The 23,551-nt window shown below is 64.3% G+C and carries 21 protein-coding genes and 1 pseudogene; 10 read left to right on the plus strand and 12 right to left on the minus strand.

What is annotated here, in order from left to right; translation table 11 throughout:
- Nucleotides 1–51: 51 nt before the first annotated feature.
- From gyrB to rpsT, 6 genes are all read right to left on the minus strand, one after another.
- Nucleotides 52–2,487: a DNA topoisomerase (ATP-hydrolyzing) subunit B gene (gene gyrB, locus IVA98_RS10570; RefSeq protein ID WP_247303784.1), complete on the minus strand. Its 2,436-nt coding sequence runs from the start codon at nucleotides 2,485–2,487 to the stop codon at nucleotides 52–54.
- 219 nt (nucleotides 2,488–2,706) lie between these two features.
- Entirely contained in the window at nucleotides 2,707–3,855 is a 1,149-nt protein-coding gene (recF, locus tag IVA98_RS10575; protein WP_247303782.1) for a DNA replication/repair protein RecF, read from the minus strand.
- 89 nt (nucleotides 3,856–3,944) lie between these two features.
- A complete protein-coding gene (locus IVA98_RS10580; protein ID WP_247303781.1) occupies nucleotides 3,945–4,310 on the minus strand; it encodes an endonuclease domain-containing protein in 366 nt (121 codons plus the stop codon).
- 124 nt (nucleotides 4,311–4,434) lie between these two features.
- Complete coding sequence (dnaN, locus tag IVA98_RS10585) at nucleotides 4,435–5,553, minus strand: DNA polymerase III subunit beta (RefSeq protein ID WP_247303780.1); 1,119 nt, start codon at nucleotides 5,551–5,553, stop codon at nucleotides 4,435–4,437.
- Nucleotides 5,554–5,800: 247 nt separating this feature from the next.
- Nucleotides 5,801–7,210, minus strand: a complete 1,410-nt coding sequence (gene dnaA / locus IVA98_RS10590) for a chromosomal replication initiator protein DnaA (protein ID WP_247282031.1) — start codon at nucleotides 7,208–7,210, stop codon at nucleotides 5,801–5,803.
- A 1,244-nt stretch (nucleotides 7,211–8,454) separates the two neighbouring features.
- Entirely contained in the window at nucleotides 8,455–8,721 is a 267-nt protein-coding gene (gene rpsT / locus IVA98_RS10595; RefSeq protein ID WP_247303779.1) for a 30S ribosomal protein S20, read from the minus strand.
- 401 nt (nucleotides 8,722–9,122) lie between these two features.
- On the opposite strand from rpsT, the gene IVA98_RS10600 reads away from it, so the two are divergent.
- The 3 genes from IVA98_RS10600 (at nucleotide 9,123) to IVA98_RS10610 (ending at nucleotide 11,290) form a co-directional block, all read left to right on the plus strand.
- Nucleotides 9,123–9,440, plus strand: a complete 318-nt coding sequence (locus IVA98_RS10600; protein ID WP_008540289.1) for a hypothetical protein — start codon at nucleotides 9,123–9,125, stop codon at nucleotides 9,438–9,440.
- A 125-nt stretch (nucleotides 9,441–9,565) separates the two neighbouring features.
- A complete protein-coding gene (gene msrA / locus IVA98_RS10605) occupies nucleotides 9,566–10,222 on the plus strand; it encodes a peptide-methionine (S)-S-oxide reductase MsrA (protein ID WP_247303778.1) in 657 nt (218 codons plus the stop codon).
- A 321-nt stretch (nucleotides 10,223–10,543) separates the two neighbouring features.
- Nucleotides 10,544–11,290, plus strand: coding sequence for a polysaccharide biosynthesis/export family protein (locus IVA98_RS10610; protein WP_247334543.1), 747 nt, complete (start codon nucleotides 10,544–10,546; stop codon nucleotides 11,288–11,290).
- 164 nt (nucleotides 11,291–11,454) lie between these two features.
- Here IVA98_RS10610 and IVA98_RS10615 read toward each other — a convergent pair whose 3' ends face one another.
- From IVA98_RS10615 to IVA98_RS10630, 4 genes are all read right to left on the minus strand, one after another.
- Entirely contained in the window at nucleotides 11,455–12,063 is a 609-nt protein-coding gene (locus IVA98_RS10615; RefSeq protein WP_247303776.1) for a hypothetical protein, read from the minus strand.
- Between the two features lie 75 nt (nucleotides 12,064–12,138).
- Complete coding sequence (locus tag IVA98_RS10620; protein WP_247303775.1) at nucleotides 12,139–12,810, minus strand: dienelactone hydrolase family protein; 672 nt, start codon at nucleotides 12,808–12,810, stop codon at nucleotides 12,139–12,141.
- A 162-nt stretch (nucleotides 12,811–12,972) separates the two neighbouring features.
- Entirely contained in the window at nucleotides 12,973–13,308 is a 336-nt protein-coding gene (locus IVA98_RS10625; protein WP_247303773.1) for a hypothetical protein, read from the minus strand.
- Between the two features lie 24 nt (nucleotides 13,309–13,332).
- Nucleotides 13,333–14,097: an alpha/beta fold hydrolase gene (locus IVA98_RS10630; protein ID WP_247303772.1), complete on the minus strand. Its 765-nt coding sequence runs from the start codon at nucleotides 14,095–14,097 to the stop codon at nucleotides 13,333–13,335.
- Between the two features lie 500 nt (nucleotides 14,098–14,597).
- Here IVA98_RS10630 and IVA98_RS10635 point away from each other — a divergent pair, with 500 nt between their 5' ends.
- The 3 genes from IVA98_RS10635 to IVA98_RS10645 all read left to right on the plus strand — a co-directional run bounded on the left by IVA98_RS10635 (nucleotide 14,598) and on the right by IVA98_RS10645 (nucleotide 18,806).
- Nucleotides 14,598–15,086, plus strand: a complete 489-nt coding sequence (locus IVA98_RS10635; RefSeq protein WP_247282023.1) for a (2Fe-2S)-binding protein — start codon at nucleotides 14,598–14,600, stop codon at nucleotides 15,084–15,086.
- A complete protein-coding gene (locus IVA98_RS10640; RefSeq protein WP_247303769.1) occupies nucleotides 15,083–17,365 on the plus strand; it encodes a xanthine dehydrogenase family protein molybdopterin-binding subunit in 2,283 nt (760 codons plus the stop codon). Before IVA98_RS10635 ends, IVA98_RS10640 begins: the two co-directional genes overlap by 4 nt.
- A gap of 346 nt (nucleotides 17,366–17,711) precedes the next feature.
- Nucleotides 17,712–18,806, plus strand: a complete 1,095-nt coding sequence (locus IVA98_RS10645) for an HD-GYP domain-containing protein (protein ID WP_247303767.1) — start codon at nucleotides 17,712–17,714, stop codon at nucleotides 18,804–18,806.
- A gap of 74 nt (nucleotides 18,807–18,880) precedes the next feature.
- On the opposite strand, the gene IVA98_RS10650 is transcribed toward IVA98_RS10645, so the two are convergent.
- Together IVA98_RS10650 and IVA98_RS10655 are read right to left on the minus strand one after the other, a co-directional pair.
- A complete protein-coding gene (locus IVA98_RS10650) occupies nucleotides 18,881–20,458 on the minus strand; it encodes an ATP-dependent acyl-CoA ligase (RefSeq protein WP_247334550.1) in 1,578 nt (525 codons plus the stop codon).
- Between the two features lie 231 nt (nucleotides 20,459–20,689).
- Nucleotides 20,690–21,100 (minus strand): VOC family protein, encoded by a 411-nt coding sequence (locus IVA98_RS10655; protein ID WP_247303763.1) that lies wholly within the window; start codon nucleotides 21,098–21,100, stop codon nucleotides 20,690–20,692.
- A gap of 124 nt (nucleotides 21,101–21,224) precedes the next feature.
- On the opposite strand from IVA98_RS10655, the gene IVA98_RS10660 reads away from it, so the two are divergent.
- The 4 genes and pseudogenes from IVA98_RS10660 to IVA98_RS10675 form a co-directional block, all read left to right on the plus strand.
- Nucleotides 21,225–22,199, plus strand: coding sequence for a Bug family tripartite tricarboxylate transporter substrate binding protein (locus IVA98_RS10660; protein WP_247354830.1), 975 nt, complete (start codon nucleotides 21,225–21,227; stop codon nucleotides 22,197–22,199).
- A 147-nt stretch (nucleotides 22,200–22,346) separates the two neighbouring features.
- Nucleotides 22,347–22,628 (plus strand): DUF3551 domain-containing protein, encoded by a 282-nt coding sequence (locus tag IVA98_RS10665; RefSeq protein WP_247303759.1) that lies wholly within the window; start codon nucleotides 22,347–22,349, stop codon nucleotides 22,626–22,628.
- Nucleotides 22,629–22,733: 105 nt separating this feature from the next.
- Nucleotides 22,734–23,192 (plus strand): ArsR/SmtB family transcription factor, encoded by a 459-nt coding sequence (locus IVA98_RS10670; RefSeq protein WP_247303757.1) that lies wholly within the window; start codon nucleotides 22,734–22,736, stop codon nucleotides 23,190–23,192.
- A gap of 11 nt (nucleotides 23,193–23,203) precedes the next feature.
- A pseudogene (locus IVA98_RS10675) lies at nucleotides 23,204–23,536 on the plus strand (SRPBCC family protein); the annotation flags it as partial.
- Between the last annotated feature and the right edge of the window lie 15 nt (nucleotides 23,537–23,551).

Genomic DNA, 23,551 nt, shown 5'->3' on the forward strand with positions numbered 1-23,551 from the left:
CGAGCGCCAAGGAGAGGTGTGCCCGCACCGAGCGCCAAAGCGCAGCACGCCTCAGATATCGATCGTCGCGCTGAGCGAATGTTCCTGGATAAAGTCGCGGCGCGGCTCGACCACGTCGCCCATCAGCTTGGTGAAGATGTCGTCGGCCTCGTCGACCTCCTTGACCTTCACCTGGAGCAGCGAGCGCCCGTCGGTGTTCAGCGTCGTTTCCCAGAGCTGTTCCGGGTTCATCTCGCCGAGGCCTTTGTAGCGCTGGAGCGTGATGCCCTTGCGGCCGGCGTCGGTGACGGCCTCGAACAGATCGACCGGACCGTAGACCATGTGCTCGACATCTCTGCGCCGCAGCTTGCCTGGGCGGGCATAAACATCTTGAAGCTTTACCGTGTACTCGTCGAGCTTGCGGGCCTCGGCGGACCCCAGGAAGGCGTCGTCGATCACAGCGGCTTCCTTGACGCCGCGCACCGTGCGCTCGAACTGAAAGCCCTGGCCCTCGACATATTGCCCGACCCAGCCGCGCTCGACCTCCTCGGCCTGGTTGTCCAGCCGGCCCGCAATGTATTGCGCCGCAGCCGCGGCCTTCTCGGGATCGCCGTAGATCGCCTTGTTCAGCACGCCGGTAATGGCGGCCTGCTCGATGACCTTGCGGTTGTAGCGGCTGTGCAGGTTGCGCAAAATGCTGCGGACCACGCGGGCGTCGTCGACCAGCGAGCGCAGGTCGCGGCCCGTACGGTCGCCGCCGGTTCCGGGAACGAAGACGCAATCATCGAGGCCGGTGTCGATCAGATAATCCTCCAGCGCGCGTTCGTCCTTCAGATATTGCTCGGACTTGCCTCTGGAGACCTTATAGAGCGGCGGCTGGGCGATGTAGAGATAGCCGCCGTCAATGATGTCGCGCATCTGCCGATAGAAAAAGGTGAGCAGCAGCGTGCGGATGTGGGCGCCGTCGACGTCGGCGTCCGTCATCACGATGATCTTGTGATAGCGCAGCTTCTCGATCGAGAACTCGTCGCTGACGCCGGTGCCCAGCGCGGTGATCAGCGTGCCGATCTGCTCCGACGACAGCATCTTATCGGGACGGACGCGCTCGACGTTGAGGATCTTGCCGCGCAGCGGCAGCACCGCCTGGAATTCGCGGTTGCGGCCCTGCTTGGCGCTGCCGCCTGCCGAGTCACCCTCGACGATGAAGAGTTCGGATTTGGCCGGGTCCTTTTCCTGGCAGTCGGCGAGCTTGCCGGGCAGCGAGGAGACCGACAGCGGGCTCTTGCGGGTCAGCTCGCGCGCCTTTCGCGCAGCCTCGCGGGCCGCGGCCGCCTGGATCACCTTGCCGACGATCACCTTGGCTTCGCTCGGGTGCTCCTCGAACCAGGCCTGGAGCGCCTCGTTGAGGATGTTCTCGACCACGGGACGCACCTCCGAGGACACCAGCTTGTCCTTGGTCTGCGACGAGAATTTCGGGTCGGGCACCTTCACCGATAGCACGGCGGTGAGGCCTTCGCGGCAATCGTCCCCGGTCAGCGCGATCTTTTCCTTCTTGGCGTTGGCCTCGGCATAGCCGTTGACCTGGCGCGTCAGCGCGCCGCGGAAACCGGCCAGATGGGTGCCGCCGTCACGCTGCGGGATGTTGTTGGTGAAGCACAGCACATTCTCGTGGTAGCTGTCGTTCCACCACAGCGCGGCCTCGACGCCGATGCCGTTGGCTTCCGCGCGCACCATGATCGGCGCCGGCACGATCGCCTTCTTGTTGCGGTCGAGATATTTGACGAACTCCTCGACGCCGCCGGAATAGTGCATCTCCTCGCGCTTCTCGACCGCGTGGCGCATGTCGGAGAGGGCGATGTTGACGCCGGAATTGAGGAAGGCGAGCTCGCGCAGCCGGTGCTCGAGCGTGGCGAAATCATATTCGATGTTCTTGAACGTCTCGGTCGAGGCGAGGAACGTCACCTCGGTGCCGCGCTTGCCTGGGGCATCGCCGACGACCTTGAGCGGTGCGACGGCATCGCCATGGGCGAACTCGATGTAGTGCTCCTTGTTGTCGCGCCAGATCCGCAAGCCCAGCTTGCTGGACAGCGCGTTGACGACGGAGACGCCGACGCCGTGCAGGCCGCCGGAGACCTTGTAGGAATTCTGGTCGAACTTTCCGCCGGCATGGAGCTGGGTCATGATGACCTCGGCCGCCGAGATGCCTTCGCCCTTGTGGATGTCAACCGGAATGCCGCGGCCGTCGTCGCGCACCGTGACGGAATTATCGGCATTGAGGATGACGTCGACGCGCGTCGCGTGGCCCGCGAGTGCCTCGTCGATCGCGTTGTCGACGACCTCGTAGACCATGTGGTGCAGGCCCGAGCCGTCGTCGGTGTCGCCGATATACATGCCCGGGCGCTTGCGGACGGCGTCGAGACCCTTGAGCACGCGGATCGATTCCGCGCCGTAATCGCTCGCGTTGGAGAGCTCGTTTTCGGCAGCGGACTGCCGAGCAGGTTCTGTCATGAGAGGCCTTCGAGATGTCGCCCGAATCAGCGGCGCAAAAGGCGCTGATTTGCGGGCTATTTGTGCCATGAAAGAGGGTTTGCGCCTAGCGCAAAGTATGCTGTCGCAACCCTTTGAGCAGATAGGGTTTTTCGACCGATTTTCAAGGCTCGTGAGAGCCGATTCCAAGCCTCAAAAAAAGCGCGATTCGGGGAGGCGTTTACGGGCCCGGAAGGGCGTTCAATGCCGCTTTTGGCTTCGGGCAGAGACTCGTCCGTTTTCGACGTCAAAGACTTCGCCGCTGGCGCCGATCTCGGCGAAGGCAGCGGGGTCCGCGCCGGTCAGCCAGACCTGCGCGCCGAGCTTTTTCAGCTCCTCGAACAGCGCCGCGCGCCGGTTCGGATCGAGATGCGCGACGACTTCGTCGAGCAGCAGCAGCGGCGCGATGCCAGTCATCTCGGCAACCAGACTCGCATGCGCCAGCACGAGACCGATCAGCAGTGCTTTCTGCTCGCCGGTCGAGGCGTCGCGCGCCGGCATGCTCTTGGGCGCATAGACCACCTGGAGGTCGGTGAGATGCGGGCCGTCGGTGGTGCGGCCGGCGATGGCATCGCGCGGACGGTTATCGCGCAGGATCTGGCGGTAGCGGTCCTCGACCGACGTCGCGGTCTCGCTAAGCAGCGCGTTCTCCATCCAGCCGTCGAGCGCGATGTGCGCCGACGGGAAGGCGGAGGCCTGCGCGCGCGCATTGAGCATGCCGGTCAGCCGTGCCGCGGTCTGTCCGCGCATTGCGGCGACCGCGACCGCAAGCTCGGCGGTCTCGCGCTCGATCGCGTCACACCAATGGTCGTCGTAATTGCGCGTCTCGAGCAGGCGGTTGCGCGAACGCAAGGAACGCTCCAGCGCCGCGATACGGCTGGAATGGTCGCGGTCGATGGCGAGCACCAGGCGGTCGAAGAAGCGCCGTCGCTCGGAGGCCGCGCCCATGAACAGGCTGTCCATCGCCGGCGTCAGCCACACCATGCGGATGTGGTCGCCGAACGAAGCGGCGGAATTGACCGGCTCGCGGTCGATACGGCAGCGCCGGCTCACGGAGCTGTCGGGCCGCGGCGCATCGATGCCGGTGCCGAGCGTGGCGAGCCCGAGCGCGCCCTCGACCTGCGCCGACACCGCCCAGGAGCCGTCGCCCTGGTTGTCGGCGACATCTTCCAGCCTCGCCCGGCGCAGGCCGCGCCCCGGCGACAGGAACGAGATCGCCTCGATGCAATTGGTCTTGCCCGCCCCGTTCGGCCCGACCAGCGCCACCATGTCAGCCGCCGTCTCGAGCCCCGCCGCCCGGTAATTGCGAAAATGCGTCAGCGTCAGGCGATGAATGCGGGAGGGGGTCATCAGTTCTTCGTCGTGAACGGGATTCTTCCCCTCTCCCCTTGTGGGAGAGGGTGGCGCCTCACGTAGTGAGGCGACGGGTGAGGGGTATGTTACCGCCCGGCAAGCTTTGCAAGGATGTCCTCCAATACAGAGGCGGGCTGCTGTAGCACGTCATTATTCCAATAGCGCGCTATAGAGAAACCTTCCGCGGAGAGCGCGGCTTCACGAGCTGCATCGCGTTGCGATTCAACGTGCTGGCTTCCGTCGATCTCGATCACAAGACGCTTCTCGAAGCAGACGAAGTCGAGAATGTAATTCTTGAACGGGACTTGCCGGCGAAACTTGAAGTCCGACAGGCGTCGCTCCCTGAGCAGCCGCCACATCGCGCCTTCCGCATCGGTCGGCTCGCGCCGCATATTCTTCGCAAACGCGCGGAGATGTTTGGGGACCGGCCGATGGGACGGCTCTTGCGGCACTAACCCCTCACCCGACCGAATGTATATCTGCCAGCGGAGCTGCCCTCTCCCACAAGGGGAGAGGGCGCAATAATGCGCGTCGCGCCTGGCTCACGAAGGATTTCGGGGCCGAGAGCCACCTCCCTCACACCCGCATCGGCATCAGCACGTACAGCGCGCTCTTGTCGTCGCGGTCTTGCACCAGGGTGGGCGAGCCGGGGTCGGCGAGCCGGAGCGTTGCGACGTCGCCTTCGATCTGGGCGGCGATATCGAGCAGGTAGCGGGAGTTGAAGCCGATATCGAGGGCATCGGAGGCGTATTCGACCTCCAGCTCCTCGGTCGCGCTGCCGGAATCCGGATTGGTCACCGACAGCACCAGCTTGCCCGCCGACAGCGAAAGTTTTACCGCTCGCCCGCGCTCGCTCGAAATCGTCGAGACACGGTCGACCGCGTTCTCAAAATCCTTCTTGTCGACGACGAGCTCCTTGTCGTTGCCTTGCGGGATGACGCGGCCGTAGTCGGGGAAGGTGCCGTCGATCAGCTTCGAGGTCAGCACCACGTTGCCGATGGTGAAGCGGATCTTGGCCTGTGACAGCTCGATCGTCATCTCCGCCTCGGTGTCCTCGATCAGGCGCTGCACCTCGCCGACGGTCTTGCGCGGCACGATCACGCCGGGCATGCCCTCGGCACCCTTGGGCTGAACCAGGTCGAGCTGGGCGAGGCGATGGCCGTCGGTGGCGACGCCGCGCAGGGTCGCGGCCTTAGGCGTGCCGGCCGCATGCAGATAGATGCCGTTGAGATAGTAGCGCGTCTCTTCCGTCGAGATCGCGAACTGGGTGCGGTCGATCAGCCGCTTGACGTCCTTGGCGGCGAGCGAGAACGAGTGCGACATGTCGCCGGCGGCGAGATCCGGAAAGTCGTTCTCCGGCAGGGTCTGCAGCGTGAAGCGCGAGCGGCCGGCGCGGATCGCCAGCACCGCACGGTCGCCGTCGGCCTCCAGCACGATCTGCGAGCCGTCCGGCAGCTTGCGCACGATGTCGTAGAACATGTGCGCCGGCACGGTGGTGGAGCCCGCGGTTGCGGTCTCCGCCGGCAGCGTCTCGGTCACCTCGAGGTCGAGGTCGGTCGCCTTCAGCGACAATTTCGCGCTCTCGGCGCGAACCAGCACGTTGCCGAGGATCGGGATCGTGTTGCGGCGCTCGACCACGCGATGGACATGGCCCAGCGACTTCAGGAGTTGCGCGCGTTCAACCGTAACCTTCATTGCACTACTCGCCCGATCCCCAAGATGAGAAGGCCGGGCGGCGGGACGCGCGCCACGGCACCGAAGACCCCAAAAAGCCGGATCATCCTGCCGATATGACCAAAGCTGTCAGGGTCGCGCAAGGTGGCGCGGATGGCCTCCGGATTCAAGGGATCGGAGGCAGTTCCCCCACGATTTACCGCCCAGAACGAAGGCCGCCGCCCAGGCCTGGCCGGGGCGGCGGGAGCATGGCGGGAGCTCTAGGCGTTTATTCCTGAAGCTGGCGCTTCAGCGATTCCACTTCCTCGGACAGCGCGGTGTCCTTGGAAACCAGCGCCTCGATCTTGCGCACCGCATGCAGCACCGTGGTGTGATCGCGTCCGCCGAAGCGGCGGCCGATCTCGGGCAGCGAGCGCAGGGTGAGCGTCTTGGCGAGATACATCGCCACCTGGCGCGGGCGGACCACGTTGGCGGTGCGACGCGAGGACAAGAGATCGGAGCGGCTCACGTTATACTGCCGCGCCACCACGCGCTGGATGTCCTCGATCTTGATGCGCTTGGGCTCCTGCGGCCGGACCAGGTCGCGCACCTCGTGCTCGGCCATTTCCAACGTCACCGGCCGGTTGTTGAGTTTCGAATGCGCCAGCAGACGGTTGATCGCGCCTTCGAGGTCGCGGCCGTTGTGTGTGATGGTGCGCGCCAGATAGTGCAGCACCTCCTCGGGCACCTCGAAAGTTGCATGGTGGGCGCGGGCCGCCGCGACACGCGACTTGAGAATGCCGTGCCGCAGCTCCTCGCCGAGCGAGCCCATCTCGACCACGAGGCCGCCGGCGAGCCGCGAGCGGACGCGATCGTCCAGGCTCTCGAGGTCGGACGGCGGACGGTCGGCCGCGATCACGACTTGGCGGCCGGCGTCGATCAGCGCGTTCAGCGTGTGGCAGAACTCGGCCTGGGTCGACTTGCCTTGCAGGAACTGGAGATCGTCGATGACGAGCACGTCGATGCCGCGCAGCGCTTCCTTGAAGGCCAGCGCCGTCTGCGTCTTCAGCGCGGCGACGAAGCCGTACATGAATTTCTCCGCAGTGAGATACAGCACCTTACGCTCGTTGCCGGAATTGCCGGCCCAGGTCACCGCCTGCAGGAGATGCGTCTTGCCGAGGCCGACGCCGGCATGGATGTAGAGTGGGTTGAACATAACGGGGTCGCCGCGGCGTCCTTCGGCGACCTGGCGAGCGGCTGCATGCGCCAGCGTGTTGGAGCGGCCGACGACGAAGCTCGCGAAGGTCAGGCGCGGATCGAGCGGCGAGCCGCCGAGCGCGTCATGATTGGCCGAGACCGGCGCGGTCGCGGTCGAGCGCAGCTCCGGCGCCGGCGTGCGGCGCGCCTCGACCGGGGCGGGCGCCTCCTTCGGCTGCGCCAGCGGGCGCACCGCCGAGCGGACCGTGAGATCGATGCGATGCACTTCCGGCATCTCGGCCTGCCAGCACGACAGCACGCGCTCGGCGTAATGGGCCTGAATCCAGCTCTTCAGGAAGCGAGTCGGGACCGAGAGCCGCACGCTCTCGTCCTGCACGCCTTCCAGATCCATGCGTGCAAACCAGCTCGTGTAAACGTCTTCGCCAACGCTCGAGCGCAGCCGACCCTTCACGCGTGACCAGCGATCCTGTTCCATTGTCATCGTCTGAAAAACTTCTCTTGAGAGATAAGGTTGCGTTGTGAGCGCCATGCAGGGTTCCTGCCGGAATCCCTGGAATGGCACGACCTCAAGCGAGTCCATCGTCAGGCATGGCTCGACCGTCCGGCGAGAACGCCGCGTCCGATCAGCGATGTCAGAGATGAAGGGGGTCGCGAGGTCAGCGCGTACTCTGCGCGCTCTCACACGTGGGAGGCTGGCCGTATGACGGATCGGAGACGGCATCGCCGCAAGATGGACACTGTGTCAATACCGCGTTGAATCCGTAGGACATGATACCTCCCCGTCCCGCCGTGATTGCTCACGACAAGGTCCTGCGTGTGAAAGACAGCCGCACCTGAAAGCCCCAGTCGCGGATGCCCTGCCCGTCTATACTCGTCGTCCGCTCGACGTCGCCGCCTTGCGAGCCGGGGTAGCCTTGCGATGTCTCTCGTGAGCGCTTGGCGCGAGGCGGGAAGATCCCGCTTGGAGACATTCAGACAAAAAACTACCATTCCCATATTGCTATGGGTTTTGCACCGACATCGCTTGTTGAAGCGTCGCCTACGTGCCCATCGCCGCCGATTTGCACGCTCGCCCCGTTTCCTAAACCGCGCTGGTCTCAAGATCGTGGGCGCCGCTGACGACTTAAGGAATACACTAAGCGGAAAGACTCGCAATCGAATTGATTCACACTTGAGGCATCAAAAAACTTGATCTGCGTTAATGGCGCGCCCGAGTTGTTCACAGGCTCCGAAGCAAGTTTTTGGATTCGTGCACAGAATCGAGAACGCCGCGCCTCATGTGACAAATTCTCCGCCACTGCCAATTTTTTTTAACAAATTCGTCACGCCCCTGACGTGCCGGCGATTTTTCCAAACGCTTGCGATCACTATGTCGATAAGTGATTAGCGAGACATCGTTTTTTGAGTCTCGTTTTGCAGGGTAACTCCACGCCGACGTGCGTTCCTGTGAATCTACGGTGTGTAGAACTTTCGTCGCTCGCGGATTCAATTCGGGCCGGCAGCGCAGGGGTTTTTGCAACGCGGTGAAAGTTTCCGCTGTTGCAGAACATCTGCAGGTAGAATTACGGGACGAAGAATAGCGCAGACGATCCAGATCTTCCAATGCGAAGATCGAGCAATGGCGTCACTGCTTGCGTGAATATGAAGCCAACGAAAAAGCCCGGCGCGAGGCCGGGCTTTGTTTGACGTGCTGATCGGGTCGGCCGATCAGATTACGCCGCGCGATTACTTGGCGAGCTTGGCGATCTGCGCGGTGAGGCGCGAGACTTTGCGGCTGGCGTTGTTCTTGTGAATGATGTTGCGCTGGGCGGCACGCATCAAGGCCGGCTCGGCATTCGCCAGCGCCTTCACGGCAGCGGCGCGATCGCCGGTGTTGATGGCTTCCTCAACGGTGCGCACGGCGCCGCGCATCTGAGTGCGGCGCGACTTGTTGACGGCGGTGCGGCGGGCGATCTTGCGCGTCGCTTTCTTGGCGGAAGTGGTATTGGCCATGGTCTCAATGTCCTTTGCGGTACCGGTCGCGTCTTGGTCGGGTAGCGCCGGCTGCTTGACCGCTTAATCGACGCTCGGATTTAGGGTGTTCGGTTGCTGGGCCGTTCCCGGAACATGAGCGACGGCCTTGCGGCCGTCTCTGAGGCTCCAAAGAGTCTTAAGCTCAAGGTGCCTGCAACTGCTCAAAGAACAGCGGCGGCAGGATTGCGCCCACCGCCAGTTAGCGCCCTTATAGAGAGGGTCTTCGGCACCGTCAACGCTTTCGGAGTTGGAAAAGCGGCCGCGAACGGGCTGGAGGCCGGCCGTAAGGCCCTGAACAGGTTGAATTTCTGCCGTCGCCCGGCTATTGGCTGGCGACGTTCTGCAACGCCGTCCGCTCGGACGAGCATCGTAGGTGAGGCATGATCCGCGGCTTTTTTCGACTTATTGGGCTGTTGCTGCTCGCCGGCGGGTTCATTTTCATGGTCTATGACGGCGCCCGCTGGGTGGCCGACCAGACCCTCAAGTTCACCCGGTTCGGGCAGTTCTGGAACGACATCAATCAGGCCAGCCAGACCGCGTTCCGGACCTGGGTCGAGGCCAAGGCGCCCTGGCTCTGGACCTCGGTGATCCGCCTGGTGCTGGATCAGCCGGTGTTCGCCGTCCTCGGCGTTCTCGGCATCCTGCTGATGATCCTGTTCCGCCCCCGGAAACCGCTGATCGGCTATTCCCGGGATTGAGCGCGCGCGGGGGGCGTAACAGAGCTACCTCTCGCTGCGTAGATGCTTATATTCCCCACTGATCGCGAGCTCGCCGCCTGAGCGCCTGTCTCATGGACCGGTCGGCTCGTTGCGGAGACCCAACCATGCTGTTCATGCGCAAGACCACCGCATTGCCGAGCGCAACTGAGGCGCTGCCGGGCCGTGCGCAAGCCATCCCGACTGCGACCACCCATTTCGTCAACGGTGCGAAGCTGCAGCCGCCTTATCCCGCCGGTCTCGAGCAGGCGGTATTCGGCCTCGGCTGCTTCTGGGGCGCCGAGCGCAAGTTCTGGGAGCTCGGCGATGGCGTCCATGTGACTGCCGTCGGCTATGCCGGCGGTCACACGCCGAACCCGACTTATGAAGAGGTCTGTTCGGGCCGCACCGCCCACACTGAAGTGGTGCTGGTCGTGTTCGATCCCAACAAGATCTCCTACGACAGGCTCTTGAAGACGTTCTGGGAGAGCCACAATCCCACGCAGGGCATGCGCCAAGGCAACGATGTCGGCACGCAGTACCGCAGCGCGATCTACACCTTCAGTGACGCGCAGAAGAAGGCCGCCGATGAATCGAGAGCGCTCTATCAGAAGGCGCTTACCGCAAAGGGTCTCGGCGACATCACCACCGAGATCGCGCCCGCCGGCGCATTCTATTTCGCCGAGGACTACCATCAGCAATATCTGGCGAAGAACCCCGCCGGCTATTGCGGCTTAGGGGGCACCGGCGTGTCCTGCCCGATTGGAGTCGGTGTGGGCGCGTAATTGTAAGTGGTCGAACCGTGCTGCGCTTATCCTCCCTTGGAGGGTAGAGCAATCGCGTATACTTCCGGCAATGCCGGAGCGCACGCCTCGTCCTTCGAGACGACCGCTTCGCGGTCTCCTCTGGATGAGGCTAAGCAGCACCGTGCTGGTTGACGCTACTGCCACGCATTCCGTCCCTTATCCTGAGACGCCCGCCTAAAGCGGGCGTCTTGAAGGACGGTCACAGGAACCCGCTCTCAACCTCCAGGCGAGGGTACGAAACGCTTTATTAACCATAATCAGTGCAAGACGGGAGCTGTCTCGTTTCGAGGGATGGGTCCGGTGCCGGTTGCACGCGCGTTTCGATGGTCGAGTTTGGCAGCGTCCCTGGCAGCGTCCGCCGCGCTTGCCCTTGGCGGCTGCATGCAGGCCGCCGGCCCTGTCGCGGTGATGCAGCCGCGCCCCGACCTCGACTCCATGGCCTATGGCCAGCCCTATAGCGCGCCGCAGCCCGTTGTCGTCGCCGACGGTGGCGGCGCCATCGGCGCGCTGCGCAATTCCTTCGCCTCGTCGCCCGCGCCCATGCCGGTCGGCTACGCCGCGCCCAGGGCGGCGCCGGTGCGCTATGACTCTTCCTACCATCTCGATGCTGGCGACAAGCTGCGCGTCGTGGTCTACGGCCAGGAAGGTCTCACCAACAGCTATGCGATCGATGCCGGCGGCTCCATCACTATGCCGCTGATCGGCGCGGTGCCGGCGCGCGGACGCACCACGGCGGGCCTTGCCGGCGAAATCGCCGCACGCCTGCGCAACGGCTATATCCGCGAGCCCTCGGTCGCCGTGGAGATCGAGGCCTATCGCCCGTTCTTCATTCTCGGCGAGGTCCTCGCGCCCGGCCAATATCCTTACGTGCCGAACATGACGGTCGAAAGCGCGGTCGCCATCGCCGGCGGCTTCTCGCCCCGCGCCAAGCGCGATGTGGTCACGGTCACGCACACCGAAGCTGGCGGCGCTCTGCGCGCCATCGTCCCGCTCGGCACGCCCTTGGCGCCGGGTGACACCGTGTTCGTCGGCGAGCGCTGGTTTTAGGTTTCAGCCGAACCATCTCTGTCATCATTCCGGGGGCGCGCGTGAGCGCGAGTCCGGGATCCATTCCTCCACCAACTCCGTGGCACGATGGATTTTTCGGGTCTGCGCCTGTCGGCGCATCCCAGAATTGACGATGGTGAGAGTGGGGGCGCTACGTCCGCATTTCACCTTCGAAAATCCAGCCGCCCGTTCGGAAAACACCCGTCGATCCGCGTATCGTCGATCACGCGCCCGACCCATGGCCGTGTGATCGCGGGCGTGGTCAGGTTGATGTACTTGCCAACCAGGCGATCCGCGCCCTCCCGCGCCGCATCGATCAGCCCGTGCCGGCGGCCGTTGTCCCAGTCGAAGCGCAGGTAGATGCGGCCTCCCGTGATGCGGATTTCCGCGTGCCCTTCTTTCCATCTGTCCGATGTATCGCCGGCAATGGTCGGATCGGCGCCGCCATTCCAGCGGCTCTGCCAGCAGCCCTCGAGCGGATCAGAAGGCGAAGCGGCTATTGCCCACGCCGCCGCGTTGACGTCCGCGGCATCGCCGGACAGCGTGGCCGTCGCAGCATAGTTCCTCACTTCGGAATCATCGGGTTCTGGCACGTCCATGGTTCCGAACGGATTGCGGCGGACGAGGTGCGTGATGGGTTGCTGCATGGCGAAGCTCCGGAGCGAGTTGGCTTGATCGGCCAGCTCTATCGCCGCGCGGCCTGATGCAGCCACCCGATTTCCGCTCTCTCCGTCATGTCCGGGGCGCGACAACGTCGCGAGCGCGGAATCCATATCTTCCACGAACTCTGACGCACAACGGATTCCGGGCTCGCGCTCCGCGCGCCCCGGAATGACGGATGCTGCGCTCTACTTCAAATGCTTCGCGAAAAACTCCATGCTGCGCGGCCAGGCGATGTCGGCGCTGGCCTTGTCGTAGCTTGCCCGCTCGTCGCAATGGAAGCCATGCTGCGCGCCCGGATAGACGAAGACTTCGATATCGGGCCGCTTCGCCTTGATGGCGTCGACGTCGGTCAGGGGAATGCCGGCATCCTTCTCGCCGAAATGCAGCTGCGTCGGCACCTTCGGCGTCTCGTCCGCGAAGCGCACCACTGCGCCGCCGTAATAGCCGATCGCGGCCTTGAGACCCGACAGCCGCGTCGCCGCGAGGAAGGCGATGCTGCCGCCAAGACAAAAGCCGATGATGCCGACCGGGCCTACGCTTCTGGCTGCATCGATCGCCGCCTGGGTGTCGCGCAGCATCGCGGCCCAGTCCGGATTGGCGACGAATTTGCGCGCCTCCGCGATCTCGTCGGGCGAATAGCCCGATTGGAAATTCGGCGCGGTCCGATCGAAGATCGACGGCGCGATCGCGACATAGCCTTCTCCTGCAAGACGGTCGCAGACCGAGCGGATGTGGTGATTGACCCCAAAGATCTCCTGGATCACCACCACCGCGCCTTTCGGCGTGCCTGCGGGATCGGCGCGATAGGCGCCCAGCTGGAAATTGTCCGAAGCCGTCAGCTTGATGTCTTGTCCCACGCGGGTTGTCCTTCTTGGTTGGTCTTCGATTCGAAAGTTGTCTCCCCTCATACTGAGGAGCGCGTCAGCGCGTCTCGAAGGATGCCAGGCCGAGATGTAGCCGCGGGGCCTTTCATGGTTCGAGACGCGGCTTCGCCGCTCCTCACCATGAGGAGGTCCACCTCACTCCCACATCCAGTTCTCGCCGTAATCCTCCTTCCATCCTGCCAGCCGGCCGTGACGGAATTGCAGGAACAGGCGGTGGCGGTTGGGGATCAAGCGGCTGCCGCCGATGTTGCGCAAAGCAAGATAGATTTCGTCGCCGGGACGCCCGCGCACATATTGCAGCGGTTGGCCGAGGGCACGGGCGGTCTGTTCGGCATCCATGCCGAACGCGAGCGGCGTGTTGTTCGACAAGGTTGCGACGAAGGGCTGGCGCGGCGGCACCGCGCCGAACGGCTCGGCCTGCGCAGATATCGATAGCAACATCGTTCCAGCAGCCAGCATCGCCCGCTTCATTGCCTACGTCCTTGCTTGATCGGTCTATCCCGGCAAGTTCTTCAGGAAAGGCGCGATCGCGTCAACAAAAGCCTCGGGCTGATCGATGTTGACGGCGTGTCCGGCGGCGGGGATCACGACCTTTTGTGCGCCGGGGATCTTTGCCGCCATATAGTCGGACGCCGCCAGGAACGGCGTGTCGTCGGCGCCGACCACGATCAGCGACGGCACCGTGATGTCGGGCAATAGCTCGATCACGCGCGCGTCGCGCTGGGTCAGCATGCCGCGTGCGGCGAGCGCTAGCCCGTCGGCGTTGCGATGGCTGGCGGTGGCGCGCTCGCGCGTCGCCGATTGGAGGACGTCGAGGCCTTCGCGGTCGAGCCTGTCGGCGGTGGCAAGCGCGCGCGCGTTCCAGGCCTCGCGCGCATCGTCCTTCTTGAAGCCCGGGCCAGTGTCGATGATCAGCAGCGCGCGGGCGCGTTGTGGGTAGGCGCGATAGAACGCGAGCGACATGTAGCCGCCGAGCGAGAGACCCCCGATGATGGCGCGCTCAGTGCCGATATCGTCGAGGATCGCCGCCATGTCGCCGACCGTGAGTGCTTCACTGTAGGCATCGGGATCATCGGGGTAATCGGACTGGCCGTGGCCGCGCATGTCCCACAGCACGAGCTTGTGGTTCTTCGCGAGCGCATCGATTTGCCCATGCCACATCGCCGATGTCGATGAATAGCCGTGAGTGAGCAGCAACGGCGGCCCGTTGCCGTGAACCTCATAGTAGATCCCGACGCCGTCTCGATCGATCCTTGGCATTGCTTCCCGCCCTGTTGTTTCTGGTCTCGTCGCCGCGATAACGGTGCACCCTCTCCCCTTGTGGGGCCCCTTGTGGGAGAGGGTGGCTTCGCGGAGCGAAGCCGGGTGAGGGGTTCTCTCCTCACAAACGGTCTCGCGAGCCGAGAGATACCCCTCATCCGACGCTTCGCGCCACCTTCTCCCACAAGGGGAGAAGGGACACTGCGCCGCCATTTCGTTTCATCACTCTAGCGCGCCAAGTTACCTGGAAGAAACTGCCTGAATGCGATGGCACGCATGTCGGATGCGCTTGCTGTTGTGTCCAGTGGCTACACCGCGTTCTTGGCGCGGCGCACAACGAGCAAGTGCAGAGCTGGTTTTTTCGACCCATTCCAAATTGCATTTGCCTCCGCGCGTGAACGCGATCATGCTCGCCGTCTAGGCCGACGCCAGCCCGGTGGGCGTCCGCCGCACAAGTTGCCGCCGTAAGCGGCTTCATGCACCGGCAGGGGAAGACGCCTATGCCAACACTCACCATCAACGGGCGGAGTCTGTCCGTGGATGCGGCGAACGACACGCCGCTCCTCTGGGCGATCCGCGAGCAATTGCAGATGACCGGCACCAAGTTCGGCTGCGGCGCCGGGCTGTGCGGTGCCTGCACCGTGCACGTCAACGGCGAAGCCGTGCGTTCGTGCCAGACCATGGTCGGAGACGTCGCTGGCAAGAAGATCACCACCATCGAAGGCCTCTCCGCCAAGGGCGATCATCCCTTGCAGAAGGCCTGGATCGCCGAGCAGGTGCCGCAATGCGGCTATTGCCAGTCCGGGCAGATCATGCAGGCAGCCTCGCTGCTGTCGAAAAATCCCAATCCGACCAAGGAAGAGGTCGTCGCTCACATGGATGGCAATCTCTGCCGCTGCATGACCTATTCGAGGATCCAGAAGGCGATTATGCGGGCCGCGTCCGAGATGCGCACCGCATCCACGGCCACCGAACGGAGGCCCACATGAATAAGCACGTGAACAACGTCGCCCCAGAGGCGACCGATCTCAGCCGCCGCTCCTTCCTCGTCGGCACCGCCGCGACGGGTCTCGTGCTCGGCTACGCCGGCGTGCCCGGCATCAGCGACGCGCTTGCGGCGCCTTCGAACTTCGAGCCGAGCGTCTGGTATGCGATCTCGCCGGACGGTCTCGTCACCGTGACCTGCGGCAAGGCCGATATGGGCCAGCACATCGCCTCCACCATGGCGCAGATCGTCTGCGAGGAGCTGGGCGCGAAATGGAGCGACATGCGCGTGTCGCTTGCCTCCAACGACCCGAAGTTCAACGATCCCGTGCTGGGCGCGCAGATCACCGGCGGCAGCTGGTCGACCATGATGAACTTCGACGCCATGAGCCGCGCGGGCGCTGCGGGCCGCATGGCACTAACGGAAGCCGCGGCCGCCGCCATGGGTGTGCCGGCCTCGGAGCTCGTGGTGCGCGATTCCATGATCGTGCATCCGAAGTCGAAGAAGCAGATGTCGTTCGCCGATGTGGTGAAGAGCGGCAAGGCGACCAAAACCTTCACGCCGGATGAGCTGAAGGCGATCAAGCTGAAGACGCCGGATCAATACACCATGATCGGCGTGTCGGTGCCGCAGCTCGACATCCCCTCGAAGACCAATGGCACGGCAAAGTACGGCATCGACGTGATGTTGCCGGGCATGGTCTATGGCGCGGTGGTCACGCCGCCGGTGCGCTTCGGCGCCACGGTGAAATCGGTCGACGACAGCGGCGCCAAGAAGGTGCCGGGCTTCATCAAGGCCGTCACGCTCGACGACAAGACCGGAACGACATCGGGCTGGGTCGTCGCGGTGGCCAGCACCTACGCCAACGCCAAGAAGGCGGCGCAAGCGCTGAAGATCGCCTATGACAATGGCCCGAACGCCAAGCTGTCGAGCCAGTCGCTGCTCGATGAAGCCAAGCGGCTTCAGATGTTAGAGGATTCCGGCCAGTTCTTCGTCAAGGACGGCGATCCCAATGCAGCCCTCGGTTCGGCCGCCAAGGTGTTGGAGGCCGAGTACACCACCAGCATCAACATCCACGCGCCGCTGGAGCCGATGAACGCCACAGCGGAGTTCAAGGGCGACATCCTGCACATCTATTCCGGCAACCAGTTCGCGACACGCTCCGGCGCGATCGCCGCAGGTGCAGCCGGGATCGATCCGAAATTCGTGGTCATGCACCAGATGTGGCTGGGCGGCGGATTCGGCCGGCGTCTCGATGCCGACATGATGATTCCGGCGGTGCAGGCGGCAAAGGCGGTCGGCAAGCCGGTGAAGGTGATCTATTCGCGCGAGAACGACATGACGATGGATTTCTCGCGCCCGCTTACCTATCAAAAGGTCAAGGCCGGCGTGGACGGCGATGGCAAGCTCATTGCGATCAGCCACGACGTGGTCTCGGCCTGGCCGACCGCGCGCTGGGGAATCCCGGACTTCCTGACGCCGTCGGTCGATAAGAAAGGCCCGCTCGATTCCTTCACGGTGAACGGGGCCGACTTCTTCTACACCGTGCCCAACCATTATGTGCGCGCGATCAAGAACGAGCTCGCGCACAACGCCACGCCGTCCGGCCAGCTCCGTTCGGTAGCGCCGGGCTGGACCTTCTGGGCGGTCGAAAGCATGATCGACGAGATCGCGGCGGCGACGGGCAAAGACCCCGCGCAGTTCCGCATCTCGCTGCTCGATGGTGCCGGCAAGAACGACGGCGGCGCGCAGCGGCTGCGCAACACGCTGCTCGCCGCGATGGGATTGTCCGGCTATGGTACCAAGCAGCTGCCGAAAGGCGAGGGCATGGGTGTGGCCTGTGTGTCGTCGCAGGAGCGTGCGACTGCGAGCTGGACGGCTTGCGTCGCCCATGTCGCGGTGGCGCCATCGGGTGAGGTGACGGTGAAGAAGCTCACGGTCGCAACCGACGTCGGCACCCAGGTGCATCCCGACAACATCCGCGCCCAGGTCGAGGGTGCGGCGCTGTGGGGCCTGTCGCTGGCGATGTACGAGAAGGCGACACTCAAGGACGGTGGCATCGAGCAGACCAATTTCGACAGCTATACGCCCTTGCGCATGAGCCAGACGCCCGAAGTCGCCGTCGCCGTGATCGCCAATGGCGAGAAGGCAACCGGCGTCGGCGAGCCCGCGGTGACGGTGGTGGCTCCCGCCATCGGCAACGCCATCTTCAACGCCTCCGGCGCCCGCGTCCGGGCGCTGCCGATCACGGCCGAAGCCGTGAAGGCGAGCATGAAGGCGTAAGGCTGGCCAAGGCTGCTTGAGACGATCCGCCGGAGGGCAACCTCCGGCGGATTTGTTTTGGCGCCGCCTCCACACGCTCACTGTCATGCCCGGTCAAGGCGGGCGATGACAGCGGAGGGTGTGGCGATGGCGCCCAAAATACTCCTTACGCCTCAATGACATGGCTACTGTGCATGGGGTTGTTTTTCGACTTTTTTGTTTGGCGCCGCCCCACAGCGGAAATTCCTCAAATTGCCTCCAATTGCGCAGGGTTCCATTGAGCACGCCTCTTAAGGGCCAGAGAACCTGATCCGGCTTAGGCTTAAGGCCAATACGCCCGTGCTCTCGGTGCCCTTTTGGGGAAGTCATGAACGCCTCAGCCAAACCCGCCGCCAAACGCCGGCTTCTGCTCGCTTCCGACCGGAGCGACGAGAGCAGCGAGCTCGTCAGCATCCTGAAAGCGGTCGGCGAGGTCTCGACGGTGACGACCCAGGACATCCCCGACAAGCCGTCGCGGGATCTCTCCGGCCTCGTCGTCGATATCAATCTGCGCTCGCCCGAGAGCGTGCAGCGGGTGCGCAACAAGCTGCGCGGCGATGCTTATCGGTCGATGCCGCGCCTGTTCGTACTCGCCGATGCCCTCCACCACGGCACCATGCAGGCCTGGGCGCTAGGCGCCACCGACACCATCTCGCGCCCGCTGCAGGCGGACGCCATCCTTCAGCGCATCCACTCCGCCTTTCCGGACACCGCCCTCTATGACGCGACCGACCGCGGCAAGACGCTCAACCGCGGCGTCGAGGCGGCGCATGCCGTTTTGGCAAAGATGTTCGAGAAGCTTCCGCTCGGCGTGCCCCTGACCTTCGACGACGTCATTGCCGCCGAGAGCAAGATTCTGAAAGCGATCAAGCACTCCTCACTGCGCGAATGGCTCACCACGGTCGGCTGCCACCATGTCGGCAGCTATCGGCACTGCCTGTTCGTCACCGGCTTTGCCGTCGCTTTCTCGCAGCATCTCGGCATGCGCGAGGACGACCAGCGCCGCCTGACTCGCGCCGCGCTGCTGCACGACGTTGGCAAGGCCTTCGTTCCCTCCGCACTGCTCGACAAGCCCGGCAAGCTCACCGACGAGGAGATGGCCGAGGTGCGCCAGCATCCCCGCCGTGGCTATGACGCGCTCGCCGCGCAAGGCGGCTTCCCGCCGGAGATGCTCGACGTGGTGCTGCATCACCACGAGTTCCTCGATGGCTCCGGCTATCCGAATGGGCTGTCGTCGAACCAGATCAGCGACATCGTGCGGCTGACGACGATCGTCGACATCTACGCCGCTCTCGTGGAGAAGCGCGCCTACCGCATGCCCTTCACCCACTCGCGTGCGTTCACGATGATGGAAGGCATGGGCGGCAAGCTCGACCAGCAGCTGTTGCAGGCGTTCCGCCCGGTGGCGCTGGGATCGTTCTGAGCGAGACGTTGCAATTGCAGAGGCGCGCGGCCTGCTTACCCTCCCCCTCAAGGCCCCCTCAGGGGAGGGTGAAGTCACCCCACCATCTTGCGCAGCTCCGCCTTCGCCACCTTCTCCAGCGTCGAGCGCGGCATGTCGTCGACGAGCCTGATCTCGCGTGGCACCTTGAAGTCGGCGAGGCCGGCGCGGCAGGCTGCCATCACGCGATCATGCAGGTCGGGCGCCGCATCGGCGACGCCGCCCTGCGGAATGATGAAGACGACCGGCACCTCGTCCAGCATCGGATGCGTCTTCGCCACCACCGCGGCCTCGCGCACGCCGGGAACGAGCGCGATCACCTGCTCGATCTCGGAGGCCGCGACGTTCTCGCCGCCGACCTTCAGCATGTCCTTGGCGCGGTCGCCGAACTTGATGTAGCCGTTCGCCAGCCGTTCGACACGGTCGCCGGTGAGGAAGAAGCCGTGCTCATCAAAACTCTCGCGCGTCGCCTTCTCGTTGTGCAGATATTCGGCGAACAGCGATAGGCCGGGGATGCCCTTGATCGAGAGATTGCCGGTGCCGCCGACTTCCGTCGGCCGGCCGTCGTCATCGGTGATGCGGATCTGGTACTCCGGCGCGGCGCGGCCGATCGACATGGGTATGTTGGGCTGGTCGACCTCGCCGACGATGCCGTGGGTGATCGTCTCGGTCATGCCCCACCAGCCGATGATCTTGACGCCGAACGCGGCGAACGCCGGCGGCTCGTTGATCGCGCTACCCCACAGGCGGAATTTGTGATCATGGGGGATCTCCTGCTCGAGCAGCGCTTTCATGCAGAACGGAATCGTCGAGGTCCAGGTCGCGCCGTGCTCGCGCGCGACGCGCCAGAACCGGCTGGCGGAGAAGCGCGGCTGGATCACGCAGGTGGCGCCGACCCACAGCGTCGCCAGCATGGAATAGGCCAGCGCATTGGTGTGGAACAGCGGCAGGTAGGTCTGGTGCACGTCGCCGGCATGAAGGTCTTCATGCGCGGCGTTGATCTTGGCGCCCCACAGCGCGTTGGCGTGGGTCCACAGCACCGCCTTGGGGCGCGACGTCGTGCCCGATGTGTACTGCACGCTGCACGGCGCGAGCGGATCGGTGGCGCGCCTGGGACGGTCGGCACTGTCGGCGAACAGGGATTCAAAACTGTCGCCGCGTGCGACCGCTTGCGCGGGCGCTGTGCCCGCATCGTGCGAGGTCACCGCCATCCAGCGGATGTTGCGGCAGTTCTGCGCGACGACTTCCGCATAGGACGGCTGCGTGATCGCGGCGACCGCGCCGCAATGATCGGCGAAGTACGCGATCTCGGCTGGCGCCGAGCGGGTGTTGGTGGTCACCGCGATTGCGCCCAATTCGACGCAGGCGAACCAGGCCAGCATCGCCTCGATGCAATTGTCGAGATGGATGAGCACATATTCGCCGGGCTTGACGCCGCGCTTGGCGAGGCCCGCCGCGAGCGCGCCGACCCGCTCGTGAAACTCGCCATAGCTCCAGCGCCGCGCCGGCGCATCGAACGGCGCCCAGATCAGGAACGGATGTGAGTTGCGCACCTCGGCGCGCAGCTTCAGCAGCCAGGACACGTCGAGCCCGTCGAAAGGGCCTATGATCCCGGCGGTCTGTGGATTGGTCATGTGTCCTCCCGTGCAGCCTGCATCTTGATGGCGGCTGTCTTTGGATGATTGCGTCTTCCTGCCATTGGATCGCGCGGGGAGCAACTCGGCGGGGCGGCATGGATTAACCAGCGCTCGCTCTCTCACCGTCATGGCCGGGCTTGACCCGGCCATCCACGTCTTGCCGCACAAAGAACGTGGATGCCTGGGACAAGCCCGGACCTGATGACGTAGGACAAGCGCGAGCGCGCCCTAATCGGCGTAAGACGAGATCTCGATCAAGCTGCCGTCGGGATCTCGGCAATAGACCGAGCGCAGCGTGCCGCGGGCGCCTTGCCTCGGGCCCGGCCCTTCCTCGATCGTGACGCCGTGCGCCTGCAAATGCGCCATCACCTCTTCGGGCGCGGCGGAGGTGAGGAAGCACAGATCCTCGCTGCCGGCGGTCGGGTTGTCCGCGGTGAACCACTCCACCTTATCGCCATCGCGCGGCCGCACGTTGATCTTCTGGTCACCAAATACGAGCGAAGTCCGCGGCGCTTTGCCGCCGCCGGGGTCGAACACCTTGACTTCCATGCCGAGAATCCTGCGGTACCACTCCGCGGTCGCTGCGACATCGGCGACATTGATCACGAGATGATCCAGGGCATGAACCTTGACCGGCATGTCTTATCCTTTCGTCGTGATGCGCCCCGTGCACTTTCCGCCTGCGGCAAGCTTTGTTACAACCGCGCCGACGACGCTTTCAAGATATCCGGCTTTCAAGAACAACACTGGGAGAACCCTTGAGATGATCACTCGCCGTACCGCGCTGGGCCTGCTCGCCGCCAGTCCGCTTGCAGCCGCCCCGCTGTCCAAGGCCCTTGCCGCCGATTATCCGGCCCGTCCGGTGAAATGGGTGGTCGGCTATCCACCGGGCGGGGCCACCGACATCCTGGCGCGGCTGATCGGCCAGCGGCTGTCGGAAAGGCTAGGCCAGCAATTCGTGATCGAGAACAAGCCTGGCGCCGGCAACAATATCGCCACCGAATCGGTCGTCAACGCCGAGCCCGACGGCTACACGCTGCAGCTGGTCAATCCGGCCAACTACATCAACGCCTCGCTGTACACCAACCTGAAGTTCAACTTCGTGCGCGACATCGCCCCGGTCGCCTCGTTCCAGCGTGTGCCGAACGTGATGACGGTCAACAAGGACGTGCCGGCCAAGAGCGTCGCCGAGTTCATTGAATATGTGAAGGCAAATCCCGGCAAGGTGAACATGGCCTCGTCCGGCAACGGCACCTCGGTGCATCTGTCCGGCGAGATGTTCATGGCCATGACCGGCTGCAAGATGCAGCACGTGCCCTATCGCGGCGCGGCGCCCGCGATCACCGACATGCTCGGCGGCCAGGTGCAGGTGATCTTCGACAACATGCCCTCGATCATCCAGCACATCCGTTCCGGCAGCTTGCGTGCAATCGGCGTCACCACCACGGAACGCTCGGCGCAATTGCCCGACGTGCCCGCGATCGCCGAGACCGTCAAGGGCTATGAGGCCAGCGCGCTGTTCGGCATGGGCGCACCCAAGAACACGCCCAAGGAGATCATCGCCAAGCTCAACAATGAGGTCAACGCGCTGATGAAGGAGCCCGACATGACCAAGCGTCTGGTCGAGCTCGGCGGCGAGCCGCGGGTGCAGACGCCCGAGGCGTTCGGTGAGGAGATCAAGGCCGAAACCGAGAAATGGAAGAAGGTCGTCGAGTTCGCCGGCCTGAAGGTCGAGTAGAGATCTTGTGATCAACGCGATTGGAGCCCTGCCGTCCGGCAGGGCTTTTTTCTTGCCGCGCGCTACACTCGATCTGGAATAAATTGGCGCGACCAAACCTGATGAGGATGGTGGCGTATCTCACGCCAGCAGGAGAGGAGTTGGATCATGCGCAATATTCGATTGGCGCTGCTGACGCTCGGCATGACGGTCCTTGCCGGTTTCGCCGCCATTCCCCCAGCCGCCGCGCGCGACTATCCCTGGTGTGCCCAAGGCGGCGAGTACGACTATCCCGGTGAATGCGCCTACAGCACCTATGAACAATGTCAGGCCAGCGTCTCCGGCCGGCTGCTGTACTGCGATCGCAATCCCCGTTTCGGCTACGGCCAGCTGCAGCCGCTGCAACCTCAGCCGCGGATGCACCGCAGGCGGGCCGTCGCGCCGTATTAGCCGCGCCCCACGTCTCACTGACCGCTGCCTGATCACGCGCTCGTGCAGAACCGCGTGCGGGGTTTCTCGCTTGATGCGTCACCGCGCGCGCCTATACTAAACCTCATGGTTAAGTATCAGGACGAGACGCTGGACCGGACCTTTGCGGCGCTATCCGACCCGACGCGGCGTGCCCTGCTGGCACGGCTCGGCGAGCAGGACGGCCTGTCGGTGAGCGAGCTGGCCGCACCGTTCCCGATCTCACTGCCGGCGATCATGAAGCATCTCGACGTGCTCACGGATGCGGGTCTGATCGTCCGGGAGAAGACCGGGCGAACGGTCGCCTGCCGGCTCACCGCGCAGCCGATGGAGCAGGCGATGAACTGGCTCAATCGCTACGCCCAATTCTGGTCCGACAATCTCGATCGCCTCGCCGCCTTTGTGGAGGAAGAGACATGGCCAACGCAGCCGCCGCCGAACGCTCAACGGAACGCCCAAAGGAAAGTCCAAGCCTCACGCTCACGCGCCGGCTCCGCGCGCGGCCGGAAAAGGTCTACGCCGCCTGGACGCAAGCCGAGCAGCTAGCGCAATGGTTCGGGCCGCCGAACATGAAGCCGGCGACCCTTCGGGCCGAGCTCGACGTCCGCACCGGCGGCAGCTTTCGCATCGGCTTCACCCGTGACGACGGCGAATATTTCGAGGCCGGCGGTACCTATCGCGACGTCGTGCCGAACGAGCGGCTGGTCTTCACCTGGGCCTGGCATTCGACGCCGGAACGCGAATCGCTGGTGACGATCACGCTGAAGCCGGACAGCGCCGGCACCTTGATGGTCTTCCATCACGCCCAGTTCTTCGACGAAACCGCCCGCAACAATCATTTGCGCGGCTGGAGCTCGTTCTTCGACAAGCTCGACGCCTTCGTCGGCTGACCCCGATCAGAGGAG

Source organism: Bradyrhizobium sp. 160 (assembly GCF_023073735.1).
Classification (GTDB): domain Bacteria; phylum Pseudomonadota; class Alphaproteobacteria; order Rhizobiales; family Xanthobacteraceae; genus Bradyrhizobium.

Coding starts and splice junctions, on each gene's coding strand:
- IVA98_RS10615 (WP_247303776.1), bottom strand. CDS start 12,063: ATGGATTCCGCGCTCGCGACGTTGTCGCGCCCCGGACATGACGGAGAG.
- dnaN (WP_247303780.1), bottom strand. CDS start 5,553: ATGAAGGTTACGGTTGAACGCGCGCAACTCCTGAAGTCGCTGGGCCAT.
- dnaA (WP_247282031.1), bottom strand. CDS start 7,210: ATGACAATGGAACAGGATCGCTGGTCACGCGTGAAGGGTCGGCTGCGC.
- gyrB (WP_247303784.1), bottom strand. CDS start 2,487: ATGACAGAACCTGCTCGGCAGTCCGCTGCCGAAAACGAGCTCTCCAAC.
- IVA98_RS10645 (WP_247303767.1), top strand. CDS start 17,712: ATGAACGCCTCAGCCAAACCCGCCGCCAAACGCCGGCTTCTGCTCGCT.
- IVA98_RS10635 (WP_247282023.1), top strand. CDS start 14,598: ATGCCAACACTCACCATCAACGGGCGGAGTCTGTCCGTGGATGCGGCG.
- IVA98_RS10625 (WP_247303773.1), bottom strand. CDS start 13,308: ATGAAGCGGGCGATGCTGGCTGCTGGAACGATGTTGCTATCGATATCT.
- msrA (WP_247303778.1), top strand. CDS start 9,566: ATGCTGTTCATGCGCAAGACCACCGCATTGCCGAGCGCAACTGAGGCG.
- IVA98_RS10640 (WP_247303769.1), top strand. CDS start 15,083: ATGAATAAGCACGTGAACAACGTCGCCCCAGAGGCGACCGATCTCAGC.
- IVA98_RS10660 (WP_247354830.1), top strand. CDS start 21,225: ATGATCACTCGCCGTACCGCGCTGGGCCTGCTCGCCGCCAGTCCGCTT.
- IVA98_RS10665 (WP_247303759.1), top strand. CDS start 22,347: ATGCGCAATATTCGATTGGCGCTGCTGACGCTCGGCATGACGGTCCTT.
- IVA98_RS10650 (WP_247334550.1), bottom strand. CDS start 20,458: ATGACCAATCCACAGACCGCCGGGATCATAGGCCCTTTCGACGGGCTC.
- rpsT (WP_247303779.1), bottom strand. CDS start 8,721: ATGGCCAATACCACTTCCGCCAAGAAAGCGACGCGCAAGATCGCCCGC.
- recF (WP_247303782.1), bottom strand. CDS start 3,855: ATGACCCCCTCCCGCATTCATCGCCTGACGCTGACGCATTTTCGCAAT.
- IVA98_RS10670 (WP_247303757.1), top strand. CDS start 22,734: ATGGTTAAGTATCAGGACGAGACGCTGGACCGGACCTTTGCGGCGCTA.
- IVA98_RS10630 (WP_247303772.1), bottom strand. CDS start 14,097: ATGCCAAGGATCGATCGAGACGGCGTCGGGATCTACTATGAGGTTCAC.
- IVA98_RS10600 (WP_008540289.1), top strand. CDS start 9,123: ATGATCCGCGGCTTTTTTCGACTTATTGGGCTGTTGCTGCTCGCCGGC.
- IVA98_RS10655 (WP_247303763.1), bottom strand. CDS start 21,100: ATGCCGGTCAAGGTTCATGCCCTGGATCATCTCGTGATCAATGTCGCC.